Origin of the sequence: Caballeronia sp. ATUFL_M2_KS44, assembly GCF_023630965.1 — a bacterium.
GTDB classification, from domain to species: Bacteria; Pseudomonadota; Gammaproteobacteria; order Burkholderiales; family Burkholderiaceae; genus Caballeronia; species Caballeronia concitans.
Window position 1 is genome coordinate 159,546 of the sequence record NZ_JALQEA010000057.1, and the last position, 15,338, is coordinate 174,883.

Here is a 15,338-nt window from a genome sequence, read left to right on the forward strand (position 1 = left end):
CATGCGCATGAAAGTCTCCGCACTGATCGCCGCGCTCGCTTTAATAGGCGTGCCGCACGCGCAGGCCGCGCAATCGGTCGGCCTGTATGTCGTGCCCGGCATCTTCTTAGACGATGCCGCGCCCGGCTCCGAACGCACCGCATCGGCGAGCAGCAAGATCGATCCCGGCTTTCGCGCATCGCTCGATATCGGGCAGACGGTCGAGATGCTTCAGCAACGCGCGCAGGCGCATTTCTCCGCGCTCGAACCGACCATTGACAGCAAGAACCGTCTGCGCACGCTCGCGCTGTCCGTGCAGGTGACGCGCGTGTCGCGCTATCAGATCGACAAGAGCGACGGCACGACGGACGTCTACTTGCCGATCACGCTGAGCGTGTACTTCAGCAATCCGGTCACGGGCGAAGTGCTGCAGTCGTTCAGCCAGACGCGCTATGACGTGATGACCGTGCAGCAATCGCTCTCACGCGCCGATCTCGATGCAAAGGTCAGCGCGGCGTATCGCGCAGGTTTCGCCGCGCTGCTCGACAGCACGCTGACGGCGGCATCGAGCCAGTTCAATCCGTACGTGATCGAAGCCACCGTCGCGGATACGTGGCGCGGCTTCACGCTGCTCGACAAGGGATCGCAGTCGGGCATCGGCAAGGGCGACGTGCTCGATGCCGGCGACGCCGAAGTGCGCGTGGTCTACGCCGGGCAGAGCTACGCGGTCGCGGTTCCGGTGCTCGGCAAGCCCGCGAGCGGCACGGTGTTCAGCCGCCCCGGCACGATGGCGCTCTCCGACGTGCGCAAGCCGCGCGTGCTGGCGATCGTGAGCGACGGCAACAGCGACCTGTCCGATGCCGTCAGCACGCAGCTTTTCACCGACCGCCTCGGCAGCAACGCGCCGTTCGCCACGCTGCCGCTCAACGCGAACTTCAGTCAGGTGCAGGCGTCCATCGACAGTCATACCGGAATCGGTCATGACGTGAGCGGCAAACGCGCGCTGCCGAACTACTTCATCCGCATGGTGTTGCCGCCCGCGCGTCACTATGCGCTCGCGACCAATCTCGCCTACAAGACCCAGCAGCACTATCAGGCGTGGGCCTTCGCGGAACTCGTATCGAAGGACGGACGCGTGCTGTATGCAGCGGACGTTGATCAGCGCATCGACGATACCGTGACCAATCAGTCCGGCTTCAACGTCGCGGACAGAAAGGAAGTCATCCTAAAGAATGCGCTCAGCGATCTCGCCGACCGCTTCGCCAAGGAGGTGCGCTTCAAGCCGGTGACACTGAACGTGACCGATGCATCGTCCGATACGTTTCAAGTCGACGATCCCGGCATGAACCTGCAGCCCGGCGACAGCTTCCAGGTGTCGCACGACGCGGGCCGTCCGGGCAACATCACCGAACACGTGCTCGTGCCGACGTGGGAAGCGCGCGTCGTGAGCCGCAACGGCAATACCGTCGTCGCGGCCACGGACCTGGCCGTCGCGGGCGATCCGCCGCGTCCTTCGCGTGGCGATGTCGTGCTGCTCGACGGCATTGCGAATGCATCGGCGAGCGCGCAGCGGCTGGCGTTCTGTCCGTCGGACAAGAATCAGATCGGCTCGGTCACGCTCGATCGCTTCAACCAGCTCGCGTATGCAAGCGCGACGCGCGCGCCCATCACGCTCGTCGATCCCACGCTCGCCGCGCTCGTCAAGGCACGCGTGAACGGCACGACCGGTTTCTCGACGACGCTCGAACTCAAGCCGGCCGTCTATGACCGCTGCCTTCAGGCGCTGAACCGCATCGATCAGAAAGATCAGCATTGCGAAAGCGGCGCATGCGCGACCGTCTACAACGTGCGTCTCGCGTACCGTCAGAAAGCGGGCGATACGGTCGCGGGTCAGGCGATTCTCGAACATGGATTCACGACGAACGCGTATCCGGCCTCGACCGACAAGTCGAATATCGCCGAACTACAGAACGTGGATCTCGACGCGGACACGCGTTCGGGTCTCGATGGTGTCATGAAGCAGCTCCTCCTTAAAACCAACTAGAAATAACTCTCACGGGAACACATCGCATGAAAACCTACTCCGCATTGCTCGGCGCGCTCATCGTGACCGGCCTCGCCATTCAGATGCCGCAAGCCAACGCCTTCGGTCTCGGCAATCTGACCTCGGCGATTCCGGCTGTGGGCGGCGGTGCATCGGCGAGCACGGTGACCGGCTCCGACATCGATCTCTTCATCAAGACCGCGCAGGACGCCGACATGATGATCGCCACGTCGTCGCGCTATATCTTCCGCGCGATCGAAGGCAAGGAAGCCATCGCGAAGCAGGAAGCCGAACTGGCAACGGCAAACGCGATCGCCGATCCGGCCGAGAAGGCCGCGGCCATCAACAAGATTCGCGAAGACGAAGCGACCGCCGTTCAGAAGGCGCTGGCGAGCAACGACATTCAACAGAAGCTCGCCGCGATGAACAAGGACCAGTTGAAGGCATTCGGCAACGCGGCATTCACCTACTTCCTGGGCGTGCTGAAGGACAAGCAACTGGCCGACGGAAGCCGTGCGCTCGTGACCGGCGTCGCCGCCAATCCGATGCTGCTCCCGCGTCTCGCCGCACTGAAGGATGTCGCCACGTCCGTGAGCGCGCAGGCGGTCAGCACCGCGAAGATCGGCGAAGGTCTGATTCGTCTGTCGAGCACGGGCAAGATCGCCGCGCTGCCGAAGTCGGCTTCCGAAGATCAGAAGCCGGTCGAAACGCTGTAAGCGTCAATCGGCGATTCATCGATCATGCGTGAGTCCGGCATGCGTCCGGGTTCACGCGCGAGCATCCAAACCCATTCGATTCGATAGCAGGACATCATGAAGCCATTCACGTTCGCGGCGGCCATCGTTCTTTCGGCGTTGTCGATCAGCGCGCACGCCGAGACGCGCTGCGGGATCATCACCAACACGCTGCCCGGCGGCGAACTGACGCTGGACGATCGCGACGCCGCCTGGACGCTCGACCAGAACGGCGTGCCCGACAACATGCCTCCTACGAATCGCGGCGAACAATGCGGCTGCGTCACCGGCACGACCGACACGCAGACGCACGCGTTCACCAGCGTGACGGGCGGCAAGCTGAAGCCGATGAAAGTCTGCGATGCAGACAAGAAACTCACTCAGGCGTTCAAGGCGCGGTATCACCTGGCCAATTGAAACGCGGCCGCGCCTCGCATCGAATCTCTTCCTCAACATTCCTTATGAGATCCTTAAGAATGGCTTGGCATCAGAAAAAATAAAACGTGAAATAAAAGCCAACTGAAAGTCCTTGTTCATCGACTCGCCGCATTTGGAAAGCACAGTAAGCGACTTCCGCAAGACGTTCATCAACAGCAAACGGAGTCGAGGCATGAGGAAGACGAACAAGCGCGCAATCCCGCAACGCCCCATCGCCGCCGCGATCCTCGCGGTGGCTGCATTGCATGCGTCGCATGCGATGGCAGGCGACGACGATCATCGCGGTCACGATCGCGACAACAGTCACGCCCACGCGATCAGGCATGTGATGCTCATCAGCTTCGACGGCATGCACGAGCAGGACGTGGCGCGATGCATCGCGTCCAATACGTGTCCCAACATCGCGCTGCTGGCGAAGGACGGCACGACTTACACGAACGCGCATACGCCCGGCCTGTCGGATTCGTTTCCGGGACTCGCCGCGCTCGTGACGGGCGGTTCGCCGAAGACCGCCGGACTCTTCTATGACGTGTCCTACGACCGCACGCTTTACTCGCCGTCCGACTCCAATTGCAGCGGCGCGCAAGGCTGGAACGTGGTGTTCGATGAAACCACCGGCATCGATGCGAAGAATGGCGGCGCGCTCACGCATCTCGATGGCGGCGGCGCGTTCAATCCGCAGGCCATTCCGCATGCGAAGGTCAATGGCGCGTGCAAGCCGGTGTATCCGCACGATTATGTGAAGACGAATACCGTTTTCGAAGCGGTCAAGGCGGGCGTGCCGAACGCGCGCACCGCATGGGCCGACAAGCATGCATGGGGTTATGACTGGCTCAACGGACCATCGGGCGCGGGCGTCGACGATCTGATGCGCACGGAGATCAACTCCATCGATCCGAAGACGCAGACGGACTACACCGATGTCTATACGCACACCGAAGTATTCGACGATCTGCATGTGCAGGCGCTCATCAATCAGATCGATGGCAAGGACTCCACGGGCACGGCATCGGCCGCTGTGCCGACGCTCTTCGGCGCGAACTTCCAGACGCTGAGCGTGGCGCAGAAAGCGCCGGTCGCGAAGAACGGCGGCTATCTCGATGCGAGCTTCACGCCGGGAACGCAAGTGAGCGCGGCCATCAAGTATGTCGATGCATCGCTCGGCCGCATCGTCGCGGAATTGAAGCAGCGCAATCTCTATCAGTCGACGGCGATCGTCGTGACGTCCAAGCATGGTCAGTCGCCGACGGATCACAGCAAGCTCGTCAAGAACGGCGACACGCTTTCCAAGCTGCTTCAGACGAACAATTATCTCGATCCGAACGGCAACTACGGCCAGAACGCGACGAAGAGCGGCAATCTGAACGACGGCACCGGGCTCGTCAATACCGGCTTCGCGCAAACGGACGATGTCGGGCTTATCTGGCTGCGCGATCAGCATCAGCTTGCGCAGGTCGTCAAGACACTGAAGGACAATCTGAGCTGCAACGCGCCCGGCATCTGCGCCGATGGTCCGTATGCGTATCTGCTCTATGGTCCGCGCATGACGGCCGCGTTCGGCGATCCGCGTGAAGGCCGTACGCCCGATATCATCGTGCAGCCGAATCCGGGCGTCATCTACACGTCGAGCACGGCGAAGGACGAGGAACACGGCGGCAACGCACCGGACGACAATCATCTCGCGCTCGTGGTGTATGCGCCCGGCGGCAAGCACGCGGGCGGCACAGTGAACGATCGCGTGCTGACGACGCAAGTCGCGCCGACGATGCTGGATCTGCTCGGCGTGGATGCGAAGCGTCTGCACTCGGTCGTGGCCGAAGGCACGCAAGCGCTGCCGGGTCTCGACGGCAATCGCGGTCATGACCACGACCGCGACTGATCGCTCGACGCGAATCATCGGCTGAAAAGAGCACTGTCGCGGCGAGATCGCGCGGCTTCGTATGTTGCATCGCCAAGACGTGCTTAGCCATCGCGCCGATGACAGGAAATTTCAACATGCATGAAAGGTGACTGAACAAGTGCCCGGCGCGCTAAGACTTTCTTAAGCAATGGTTGACTAAACTTTGAGCACCATGACGAGCGCAGCAGCAACCGCTGTTGCGCTCGTTCTATTAAGTGGAGCACCCATGCAAGAAAGAAGCGCACTCACTGTCAAGGTTCCGGAAGTCACATTCGGCTTCTGGCTCATCAAGATCGCGGCCACGACGCTCGGTGAAACCGGGGGCGACGCCGTGTCCATGTCGATGAAGCTCGGCTATCTGATCAGCACGATCATCTTCGCGATCATATTCATCGCCGCCGTCAGCGCGCAGATGAAGGCCCGCAAGTTTCATCCCGCGCTTTACTGGCTCACTATCGTCGCGACGACGACCGTCGGCACCACGATGGCGGACTTCGCCGATCGCTCGCTCGGGATCGGCTACGCAGGCGGCAGTGCGATCCTGCTCGCGTTGCTGCTGATTTCACTCGGCGTCTGGTACAGCATGATGGGTTCGGTATCGGTGACGACCGTTTCATCGCCGCGCGCCGAGATCTTCTACTGGGTGACCATCATGTTCTCGCAGACGCTCGGCACGGCACTCGGCGACTGGACCGCCGATACCGCGGGCCTCGGCTACACGGGCGCCGCGCTGATCTTCGGCGGCTTGCTCGCGCTGATCGCGATTGCCTACTTCGCGACGCGCATCTCACGCACGTTCCTGTTCTGGAGCGCGTTCATTCTGACGCGACCGCTTGGCGCGGTGCTCGGCGACTTCCTCGATAAACCCATCGCGCAAGGCGGACTCGATTTGAGCCGTTATGGGGCATCGCTCGCGCTGGTGACGTTCATGCTCATCTGCATGCTGATGTTCAGGCAGCGTCCGGCTTCGGCCATGCATTGAAGGGTTCACACGCATCGTGCCCCGCGCGTCACACTCTCTTCGCTCTATAAGGCCCCAAACGTCGCCGTGACGATGACCCCGCGCATCGGCTGCTCGCGATGCGTAAGCGCAATCTCCCCGCGATGCGCCTGCACGATCTCCTTCGCGATCGCGAGCCCGAGCCCGGTCCCTTCCGTATCCGCGGATGCGCGATAGAACGGCTCGAACACGCGGCTGCGCGCTTCGGCGGGAATGCCGGGGCCGTCGTCGGTGACGGTGAGCGTCACGCGCGTTTCGTCGCGCGCCACCGCGACGGTCACGTGTCCGCCCGCTTGCGTATAGCGAATCGCATTCTCGGTCACGTTATGAACGAGCGCCGACAGCAATCCCTGATGCCCGATCATCCACGCCGATTCGGCCAGCTCCGCGCCGAGATTGATGTCGTGCTTCTGCGCGAACATCGCGAGATCTTCTATCACGTCCTGCGCAATCGCAGCGAGATCGACCTTCTGCCTCGCGAGCTGCGTATAGTCCGCGGCTTCCGCCTGCGCGAGCAGCAACAGCTTGTTGGTCAGGCCGACCATCGACCGGTTGCTGCGTTGCATGGCCGCGAGCGCTTCCGAAAGCGTCGGCTCCATCTCGCGATGCTGCCGCGCGAATTGCAGTTGCGTTTCCAGCAGCGTGAGCGGCGTGCGCAACTGATGCGCGGCATCCGCGATAAAGCGCCGTTGCGCCGCCACCTGAAGCCCGAGGCGCGCGATGCACTGATTGATCGCCTCGACAATGGGCCGCAACTCCGTATGCATTCGCTCGACGCGCAAGGGTTCGAGCTGCATCGGATCGCGATCCATCACCTCTTCCTTCACCTTCAGGAGCGGCCGCAATTCGAACGTGAGGCCGATGCACGTCAGCGCCACGGCAAGCAGCACCATCTCGATCTGCCGCACGAGTTGCGGACGCCAGATTTCGCGGAGCATCGCATCGCGCGAAGCCTGCGTCTTGCCGATAGAAACGAGCACGCTGCGGATCGCGCCGTTGTCGTACATCTGGCGCACCATGCCGACCGCGCGGATCGGCTTGCCGTGTATCGCGGCGTCGTAAAAGACGGGTGAATCGTGGCCCGCCGATGTCTTGCGCGTCGGAAAGTCGGGTGCGCCCGCGAGCAGACGGCCATCGTCGACGCTGACGTTGTAGAACACCTGATCGCCTTGCGGCGATGCGAACACTTCGAGCGCGGCAGGCGGAATGTCGACGAGCAGGCGGCCATCGGACCACTCTACTTCGCCCGCGATCATCCGCGCCGAAGCGAGCAGCGTGTTTTCCTGCACGAGATCGGCGGTGTGACGGGCGTTGTCGTACGCGGCCTTGCCGGTCACGAACACGTAGATCGCGAGCGGCACGAGCAGCCACCACAACAGGCGAATGCGCAAGCTATTGGTCATCGTCCTTCTTGCGCAGCAGATAGCCGAGCCCACGCAGCGTGACGATCGCGGCCGAACTGCCATCGAGCTTCTTGCGCAGCCGCGACACGTAGATTTCGACCGCGTCCTCGCTCGGCTGATCTTCATGCGAGAAGATCGCATCCAGTAGCGATGCCTTCGAGACCGTCTTGCCAAGACGCAGAATGAGCGCTTCGAGCACGCTGCGTTCGCGCGGCGTCACGTTGAGCGGTGCGCTCTTGAGCGTGAACTGGCGCGTGTCGATATCGAAGACGAGATCGCCGCACGCGACTTCGTTCGCCGTCGATGACGAGCGACGCCGGATCATCACCTTCACGCGCGCCACGAGTTCGCGGACTTCGAACGGCTTCACCAGATAATCGTCCGCGCCCGCGCCGAGCAACTCCACTTTCTCGTCGATGGAACCGCTCGCGGTCAGGATCATCACCGGCGTCGCATCGCCGCGCTGGCGCATGCGGCGCAGTACGTTCTTGCCCGATAGACGCGGGAGATTCAAATCGAGCAGCACGACATCGTATTGATTCGTAAGCAGCAGTTGATCGGCGGATTCGCCGTCCTGCACGGCTTCGAGCACGAACGCGTCCTGTTCCAGCATCTTCGCGAGCCAGAGGGACAGTGTCGGATTGTCTTCGACGAGAAGCAGCTTCATGGTGCGCGATTGTAGAGGTGTCTCGCGCAATGAACGCATCGGGTTAACACCCATGTTTTGGCATCGCCGCAGAAAGCTGGCAGAAGGTTTCGCGTTCCTATAATCGCCGCACACAATCGAAAAGCGGGTCGCACTTCGTCGCGGCCCACACACAAGGAGACTTCAGATGCGTACCCTTCGCCAGATCGCTGTCTTGTCCGGCATCACCTTCGCACTCGCGGCGGCGTCCGTGTCCGCGCACGCCGAAAAGATTTCCATCATGGTCGGCGGCGCCACCAAGATCATCTATCTGCCCGCGAAGCTGACCGAGCAGCTCGGCTACTTCAAGGACGAAGGGCTCGACGTCGAAATTCTCTCGCAACCCGCAGGCGTCGATGCCGAGAACGAGTTGCTCGCGGGCGCGGTGCAAGGCGTCGTCGGCTTTTACGATCACACCATCGACCTGCAAAGCAAGGGCAAGGAAGTGCAGGCGCTCGTGATCTTCGGTCAGGTGCCGGGCGAAGTCGAAATGGTCTCGACGAAGCAGGCCGACAAGATCAAGAGCATGGCCGATGTCAAAGGCAAGACGCTCGGCGTGACGGGCCTCGGTTCATCGACGAGCTTTCTCACGCAATATCTCGCGCAACGCTCGGGCGTGACGTCGAAGGAATACACGCTGCTGCCGGTGGGCGCGGATGCGAGCTTCATCGCGGCGATCAAGCAGGAGCGCATCGACGCGGGCATGACCACCGAGCCGACCGTTTCGCAACTCCTCAAGACGGGCGACGCCAAGGTGCTCGTCGACATGCGCACGCTCGAAGGCACGCGCGCCGCGCTCGGCGGCACGTATCCCGCATCGAGCTTCTACGTGCAGCGCGCATGGGCCGAATCGCACAAGACGGAAGCCGCGAAGCTCTCGCACGCGTTCGCGAAGACGCTCAACTTCATCGCGACGCATAGCGCCGAAGAGATCACCGGGAAGATGCCGAAGGACTATTACGCGAAGAACAAGGACCTGTACGTGGCCGCGCTGAAGGCCTCGCTGCCGATGTTCACGAAGGACGGCAAGATGCCCGCCGATGGTCCCGACACCGTGCTGAAGGTGCTCTCCGCGTTCAATCCTTCGGTGAAGGGCAAGCATATCGATCTCGCGCGCACGTATTCGAACGACTACGTGGCCGCCACGGCGACGGCGTCCAAGTGAGGCTTCAATGATGAATCAAACCACTCAACCGGCCATCGAACTGCGCCACGTTTCATGCCGCTTCATCTCGCCGGACGGCAAGGCGACCGTCGCGTTGCGCGACTTCAGCATGTCCGTGGCGAAGGGCGAGTTCGTCGCGATCGTCGGACCGACGGGCTGCGGGAAATCGACGACGCTCAGCATGATCACCGGCCTGCTCAAGCCGACGACGGGCGAAGTGCGCGTGATGGGCCAGCCGGTCGATGGCATCGATCCGCGCATCGGCTTCGTCTTTCAGGCGGATGCCGTGTTTCCGTGGCGCTCGGTGCTCGACAACGTCGCGGCCGGCCCCATGTATCGCGGCCGGTCGAAGTCCGCCGCCTACGACGAAGCCAACGAATGGCTGCGCCGCGTCGGGCTCGACAAGTTCGGCAAGCACTATCCGCATCAACTCTCGGGCGGCATGCGAAAGCGTGTCGCGCTCGCGCAGACGTTCATCAACAAGCCTGAAATCCTGTTGATGGACGAGCCCTTCTCCGCGCTCGACATGCAAACGCGCACGCTGATGCAGGACGAACTGCTGCAACTGTGGTCGGCGAATGCGGGATCGGTCGTGTTCGTCACGCACGATCTCGAAGAGGCGATTGCGCTCGCGGACCGCGTGTTCGTGCTGACCGCGCGCCCCGCGACGCTCAAGAAGGTCTACGAGATCGACTTGCCGCGTCCGCGCATCACGTCGGAAATCCGCTATCACCCGCATTTCATCGAGATTTCGCGCGATATCTGGCACGACCTGCGCGAAGAAGTGCAGATCGGTTGAACCCGCTCCAAAGGAACATCACTATGTCCACGCCTCAACAAGCGATGCCCGCGGGCATCGACCCGACCGCGCTCGCGCAGGTCGAACGTGAAGCGCAGAAGCGCATCAAGCAGCGCCACGCGCTCGTGATCGGACTGCGCATCGCCGTGCTCGTGCTCGTGCTCGGCGGCTGGGAATTGTCCGCGCGGCTGCACTGGATCGACCCGTTCTTCTTCTCGATGCCGTCCGCGATCTTCGAACAGATCGTCGAATGGTTCGTCGAGGGCACCTCGCAAGGCCCGCTGCTCACGCAAGTGTGGGTCACGCTCGAAGAGACGATTCTCGGCTTCCTGATCGGCTCGGTGGGCGGCATCTTCTGCGGCATCGTGCTCGGGCGCAACAAGCTGCTGTCCGACGTGTTCAGCCTGTACATCAAGATCGCCAACTCCATTCCGCGCGTCGTGCTCGGCTCGGTGTTCGTGATTGCGCTCGGTCTCGGCATGGCGTCGAAGGTCGCGCTCGCGGTCGTCATGGTGTTCTTCGTCGTCTTCGCGAACGCGTTCCAGGGCGTGCGTGAAGCGGATCGCTACATGATCGCGAATGCGCAGATTCTCGGCGCGTCACGGCGGCAGGTGACGACCTCGGTGGTGATTCCGTCGGCGCTCTCGTGGATTCTCGCGAGCCTGCACGTAAGCTTCGGCTTTGCGCTGGTCGGCGCGGTGGTCGGCGAGTTTCTCGGCTCGAAACAGGGCATCGGCCTCTTGATCTCGACGGCGCAAGGCGCGTTCAATGCGAGCGGCGTGTTCGCGGCGATGATCGTGCTGGCCGTGGTCGCGCTTGCGGCGGATTATCTGCTCACGGCGGTCGAGCACCGCTTGTTGAAATGGCGGCCCACAGTGAGTTGATCGCTCGTTCGTGCGTTCAAGAAAAAACCCCACGCGGCTGCGTGGGGCTTTTTTTGTTGAAACCTACTCGATATGCACGACCTCTTGCGACTAGTATCCTTTTGTTAGGATCCCATATATTTAAATGCATTCGCAAGTCTGTAACTACTCGCCCTTCCCTTCGATTGCCTAACGCGACTCGCCCGTAAATTCCAAACGCGATTCATTCCGTTTTCACGACGAAAAAGAAAGTGTCGCTAACGAACACCAAAGGGTTGACGGCGACTTAATTAAATCCATAAAATTGACAGTCTTCAACAATTGGGCGAACGCCTTGGACACAAGCAGTAGTCGACCTTCGAACCAGATTTCCGCCTGAGCGACTCACGTCCGCGCCTTATCAACGCCGCCGTTTGTCACCCAGGCAAGCGGTGCGCGCAGCAGTACTTTCCAGTCACTTCCACGTGCACCTCATTCGCGTCAGATTGCGTAGCGCCTTCGCGCATGCGCCGGTCTGGCTTTGCCGCCGTTTTTGCTTGCGGCCGCGCTTACGCACGCCTTTCGTCAGGCTCGCGTACGCGGTAAGCGCATGCCGGACGGCGCTCAACCGTGTTCTTCCGGAACATCGAACAGGAGCCGCCATGAGCGACAGTGACAGTTGTCCCTTACGCCGCACGACCCTTTTGAACCCGGGTCGCGGGGACACTTCGGCCAGGTAGCCTGAGTCAGCTCAGCTCCGCCGGACTGGCCCGCGCCCATGACGCGGTGAGCAGACATGCTGCTGCCGCACGGAGCCAGATCATGAACTTCCTTCTTCTTTCGCAACTGCCGCAGCGCGACGCATCGCGTGCCCACTACGAAGCGATGCTCGCGCTCGATGCGCGTCAGTCGGTGCTGGTCCGTTTCCTGCGCCATTTGAAAGCCCTGTTTTCCTGACACACCAAGCGTGTCTCGGCATGCGCAAGCAGTCGTTGCGTGCGGATGCCGAGAGTCGACGTTTGTCCAAAAAACATGAGTTGCCACGGGGGCCAACATGTCCACGCCATCCAACGTCTCTCCGCCGGATATCACTCAACGCGGCGCCGTCCTCGACGACGCGCACATCGGCGACATTCGCGGCGCGTTCGGCTCGATCGCGCATCACGACACCGCACCGCGCGGCACCTGGTGGGCGCGTCTGCGCACGCTGCTCGCCATTCTCGGACCGGGCCTCATCGTCATGGTCGGGGATAACGACGCCGGTGCGTTCGGCACCTACACGCAAGCGGGCCAGAACTACGGCACGACGCTGCTCTGGACCATGCTGCTGCTCGTGCCCGTGCTCTATGTCAACCAGGAAATGGTGCTACGTCTCGGCGCGGTGACGGGAGTCGGCCATGCGCGACTGATCTTCGAGCGCTTCGGCAAGTTCTGGGGTGCGTTCAGCGTGATCGATCTCTTCCTGCTCAACGCACTCACCATCGTCACCGAATTCATCGGCATCACGTTCGTACTCGACTTCTTCGGGATACCCCGGATCGCGGGCGTCTGCATCGCGGCCGCGCTGACGATGGCCGCCGTGAGTACCGGCGACTTCCGGCGCTTCGAGCGCTTCGCGGTGGGGCTTTGCGTGCTGAGCCTCGTGCTCGTGCCGGTGCTCGTCGCAATTCATCCGCCGGTCTCGCAGATGACGCGCGATCTCGTCGTGCCCAACTGGCCCGCTCATGCAAAGCTGTCGGACGTGATGCTGCTCGTGATCGGCATCGTCGGCACGACGGTCGCGCCGTGGCAACTGTTCTTCCAGCAGAGCTATGTGATCGACAAGCGCATCACGCCGCGCTTCATGAAGTACGAGAAGGTGGACTTGTGGATCGGCATCGCGTTCGTGCTGATCGGCGCAGTCGCGATGATGAGTTTCACCGCGGCGCTCTTCGCGGGCCATCCGGAGGCCGGCAACTTCACCGATGCGGGCGGCGTCATTGCGGGCCTCGGGAAGTACGTGAGCCGCACCAGCGCGACGCTGTTCGCGGTCGCGCTGCTCGATGCGAGCATCATCGGCGCGGCGGCCGTCTCGTTGTCCACCGCCTATGCCATCGGCGACGTCTTCAAGATCCGTCACTCGCTGCATCGCGGCGTATCGGATGCAAAGGGCTTTTATCTGGTGTACTTCGGCATCGTCGCGCTCGCGGCGGCGATCGTGCTGATTCCCGGAAGTCCGCTCGGCCTGTTGACGGAAGCGGTCCAAACACTGGCGGGCGTGCTGCTGCCCAGCGCCACGGTGTTCCTGCTGCTCCTTTGCAACGACGCAGCCGTGCTCGGTCCGTGGGTCAACTCGAAGAAGCTCAACCTCTTCACGGGCTCGGTGATCTGGATGCTCGTGATGTTGTCGATCATCCTCACGGCGTCGGTGATGTATCCCGACATCGCCGGCAAGACGATTATCGACGTACTGGTCGGCGGTACCGCACTCGCTATTGTCGGTTACGCCTCTACGCTATTAATGCGTCGCGCAAGCGCGAACAAGCATGCACCGCAAGCGACGGTCGATCACGCGCAGCGCAATGCGTGGCGCATGCCTTCGCTGAACACACTCAAGCCGCAGAAAATGACGCTCGCGACGCGTGTATGGATGGGCGTCTTGCGCGCTTATCTGGTGATCGCGGTGGGACTCGTGGTTTTCAAGGTACTGCAAATGACGCTATTCAAGTGAGTCGATTTTCGCGTTGATGCGAAGGGCGGCGCGACGCACCGCCCTTCTCCTGCTAGCTAGCGATACTCACTACTTGGCGGCGAAAACCGACACGCCGCCGTTCACGAACCCATTCGCCGCGCAACCCGGACATCCCGCTGGCGATGTCGCCGACGAATACGGCATGAAGATCATCCCGGTCGCCGGATCGATTGCGACGGAATGCGCGTTGTTGCCCGCGTTGAGCCGCGTCACGACACTGCGCGCGGCTGCATCGATGATGGTCAACACCGGCGTGCAGGGCGAGGCGGTCGAACACGTCCCGTTCGTCGATGCGTTGCCCGACGATGTCCACCGGCTTGCCGCGTTGTAGTAGCGGTTAGTCGGCGCATCGTATTCGAGCTGATCGCCGCCGCCTGCATTAAGCGATGCAACGAGCGCGCCGCTCGACCGGTTCATGATCTGCACGAGCAATGGCGCGCCGGTCGTCGCTTCTCTGCATCCCACGGCGATATCCGTTCCCGGTCCGAGCGCGAGTCCAGTGGGATCGCAATTGCCTTCCGCGTACATGGCGACGCCGGCGAGCGCCGTGTAGTTCTGCGTGCCGCCGCTCGGGATGGCGCGTACGGCTGCGCCCGGCAACTTGACCAGTTCGCCATGCGGGTTGGCCGTGCTGCCGTCGACGTTCACATAGAAGTTGTCGCCCGTCGGGTCGTACCTGCACGCTTCGAGACCCGCAGTCGGTTTTCCTGCGTTATCGGTGAAAGTCACTTTCGCGACGATCCGCTGCGTCGCCGTGTCGATGAAAGTGGCGAACGGTGTCGGTTCTTCCGGGCTCGAGATCATCAGGATGCCGTGCGTCGGATCGAGACAGCCTTCGTCGGCGCGCACGCCGGTGCTGCTCACGGTGATCTTGCTCTGCACGACGCCTGCTGCGGGATCGACGATCTTCACCGAGTTGACGTCTCCGACATACACGAGATTGCCGACCGTGATCGCCCCGTCCGGACCTGCCGAAGCGTTCGGGCCTGGGCCGAGTCCCGCGAAAGCCAGGTCGCCGCTTCCCTGTATCGTCTTGAGGAATGCCTTCGAATTGATATCGATCGAATCGAGAGACGCGTTATTGCGATCGGTAAAGACGTAACGCGTGCCCGCAATCGCGCCGATATCGAAGGAGAAATTTACACCGGCTTTGATATTGGGCACGGCGATATCCGACACATAGCGCGGCCCGCTATTGTTGTCGTCATGACCTCCACACCCCGCGAGCGCGATGACGGCTGTGGCCGCCAAGACTTGTTTCCACCTATACGTTTGCATTGCTTATCCCCTCCAACGGTTGAATAGCCTGCATGCAGCGCGCGTCGCAAGTCACGGACGCCCGCACAGAATACGTACGACGCGACACAAAAGATTGCTATCGTTTTCACCGGCATGCGAGCGCGCGTGACTTAAGCAAGCCATAAGGCTGGACGGCCGATACTTCCGCGTTGCGTTCGGAGTGAGTTGCCGGATCGCGCGAGCGTTTCTGTTCTTGCGCACGCTGAGGGATCGCACGTCACGTTTATGCACAGATTCGATCATTCGGATGTCTAATTGTTTTGCGTCGTCCGAACCAGTTCTCAATGAAAACTGACTGCAATGCGTGTGTAAGCCTGCC

At 61.9% G+C, this 15,338-nt stretch carries 13 protein-coding genes; 10 read left to right on the top strand and 3 right to left on the bottom strand.

The window, feature by feature from the left end; genetic code table 11:
* The first annotated feature begins 7 nt into the window (after positions 1-7).
* The 5 genes from NCR39_RS24475 to NCR39_RS24495 all read left to right on the top strand — a co-directional run bounded on the left by NCR39_RS24475 (position 8) and on the right by NCR39_RS24495 (position 6,077).
* Positions 8-2,023, top strand: a complete 2,016-nt coding sequence (locus tag NCR39_RS24475; RefSeq protein WP_250454672.1) for a hypothetical protein — start codon at positions 8-10, stop codon at positions 2,021-2,023.
* Between the two features lie 26 nt (positions 2,024-2,049).
* Complete coding sequence (locus NCR39_RS24480; RefSeq protein ID WP_250454673.1) at positions 2,050-2,739, top strand: hypothetical protein; 690 nt, start codon at positions 2,050-2,052, stop codon at positions 2,737-2,739.
* A 96-nt stretch (positions 2,740-2,835) separates the two neighbouring features.
* Positions 2,836-3,174, top strand: coding sequence for a DUF4087 domain-containing protein (locus NCR39_RS24485; protein ID WP_250454674.1), 339 nt, complete (start codon positions 2,836-2,838; stop codon positions 3,172-3,174).
* 280 nt (positions 3,175-3,454) lie between these two features.
* The gene (locus tag NCR39_RS24490; protein WP_250455159.1) at positions 3,455-5,074 is read left to right on the top strand and encodes an alkaline phosphatase family protein; all 1,620 of its coding nucleotides are present in this window, start codon (positions 3,455-3,457) and stop codon (positions 5,072-5,074) included.
* 247 nt (positions 5,075-5,321) lie between these two features.
* Positions 5,322-6,077, top strand: coding sequence for a COG4705 family protein (locus tag NCR39_RS24495; protein ID WP_250454675.1), 756 nt, complete (start codon positions 5,322-5,324; stop codon positions 6,075-6,077).
* 44 nt (positions 6,078-6,121) lie between these two features.
* On the opposite strand, the gene NCR39_RS24500 is transcribed toward NCR39_RS24495, so the two are convergent.
* Together NCR39_RS24500 and NCR39_RS24505 are read right to left on the bottom strand one after the other, a co-directional pair.
* Positions 6,122-7,498: a sensor histidine kinase gene (locus tag NCR39_RS24500; protein WP_250454676.1), complete on the bottom strand. Its 1,377-nt coding sequence runs from the start codon at positions 7,496-7,498 to the stop codon at positions 6,122-6,124.
* Positions 7,488-8,165, bottom strand: coding sequence for a response regulator (locus NCR39_RS24505; RefSeq protein ID WP_250454677.1), 678 nt, complete (start codon positions 8,163-8,165; stop codon positions 7,488-7,490). Before NCR39_RS24505 ends, NCR39_RS24500 begins: the two co-directional genes overlap by 11 nt.
* A 166-nt stretch (positions 8,166-8,331) precedes the next feature.
* Here NCR39_RS24505 and NCR39_RS24510 point away from each other — a divergent pair, with 166 nt between their 5' ends.
* The 5 genes from NCR39_RS24510 to NCR39_RS24525 all read left to right on the top strand — a co-directional run bounded on the left by NCR39_RS24510 (position 8,332) and on the right by NCR39_RS24525 (position 13,699).
* Entirely contained in the window at positions 8,332-9,348 is a 1,017-nt protein-coding gene (locus NCR39_RS24510) for an ABC transporter substrate-binding protein (protein ID WP_250454678.1), read from the top strand.
* A 10-nt stretch (positions 9,349-9,358) separates the two neighbouring features.
* Positions 9,359-10,147 (top strand): ABC transporter ATP-binding protein, encoded by a 789-nt coding sequence (locus NCR39_RS24515; protein ID WP_250455161.1) that lies wholly within the window; start codon positions 9,359-9,361, stop codon positions 10,145-10,147.
* A 23-nt stretch (positions 10,148-10,170) separates the two neighbouring features.
* Positions 10,171-11,031: an ABC transporter permease gene (locus NCR39_RS24520; RefSeq protein ID WP_040053446.1), complete on the top strand. Its 861-nt coding sequence runs from the start codon at positions 10,171-10,173 to the stop codon at positions 11,029-11,031.
* A 780-nt stretch (positions 11,032-11,811) separates the two neighbouring features.
* Positions 11,812-11,946 carry a hypothetical protein gene (locus tag NCR39_RS29700; RefSeq protein WP_284507343.1) on the top strand — a complete coding sequence of 45 codons (135 nt, stop codon included), beginning with the start codon at positions 11,812-11,814 and terminating at the stop codon, positions 11,944-11,946.
* Between the two features lie 97 nt (positions 11,947-12,043).
* The gene (locus NCR39_RS24525) at positions 12,044-13,699 is read left to right on the top strand and encodes an NRAMP family divalent metal transporter (protein ID WP_250454679.1); all 1,656 of its coding nucleotides are present in this window, start codon (positions 12,044-12,046) and stop codon (positions 13,697-13,699) included.
* Positions 13,700-13,768: 69 nt separating this feature from the next.
* Here the strand turns inward: NCR39_RS24525 and NCR39_RS24530 are convergent, their stop codons facing one another.
* A complete protein-coding gene (locus tag NCR39_RS24530; protein ID WP_250454680.1) occupies positions 13,769-14,971 on the bottom strand; it encodes a hypothetical protein in 1,203 nt (400 codons plus the stop codon).
* Positions 14,972-15,338 lie beyond the last annotated feature (367 nt).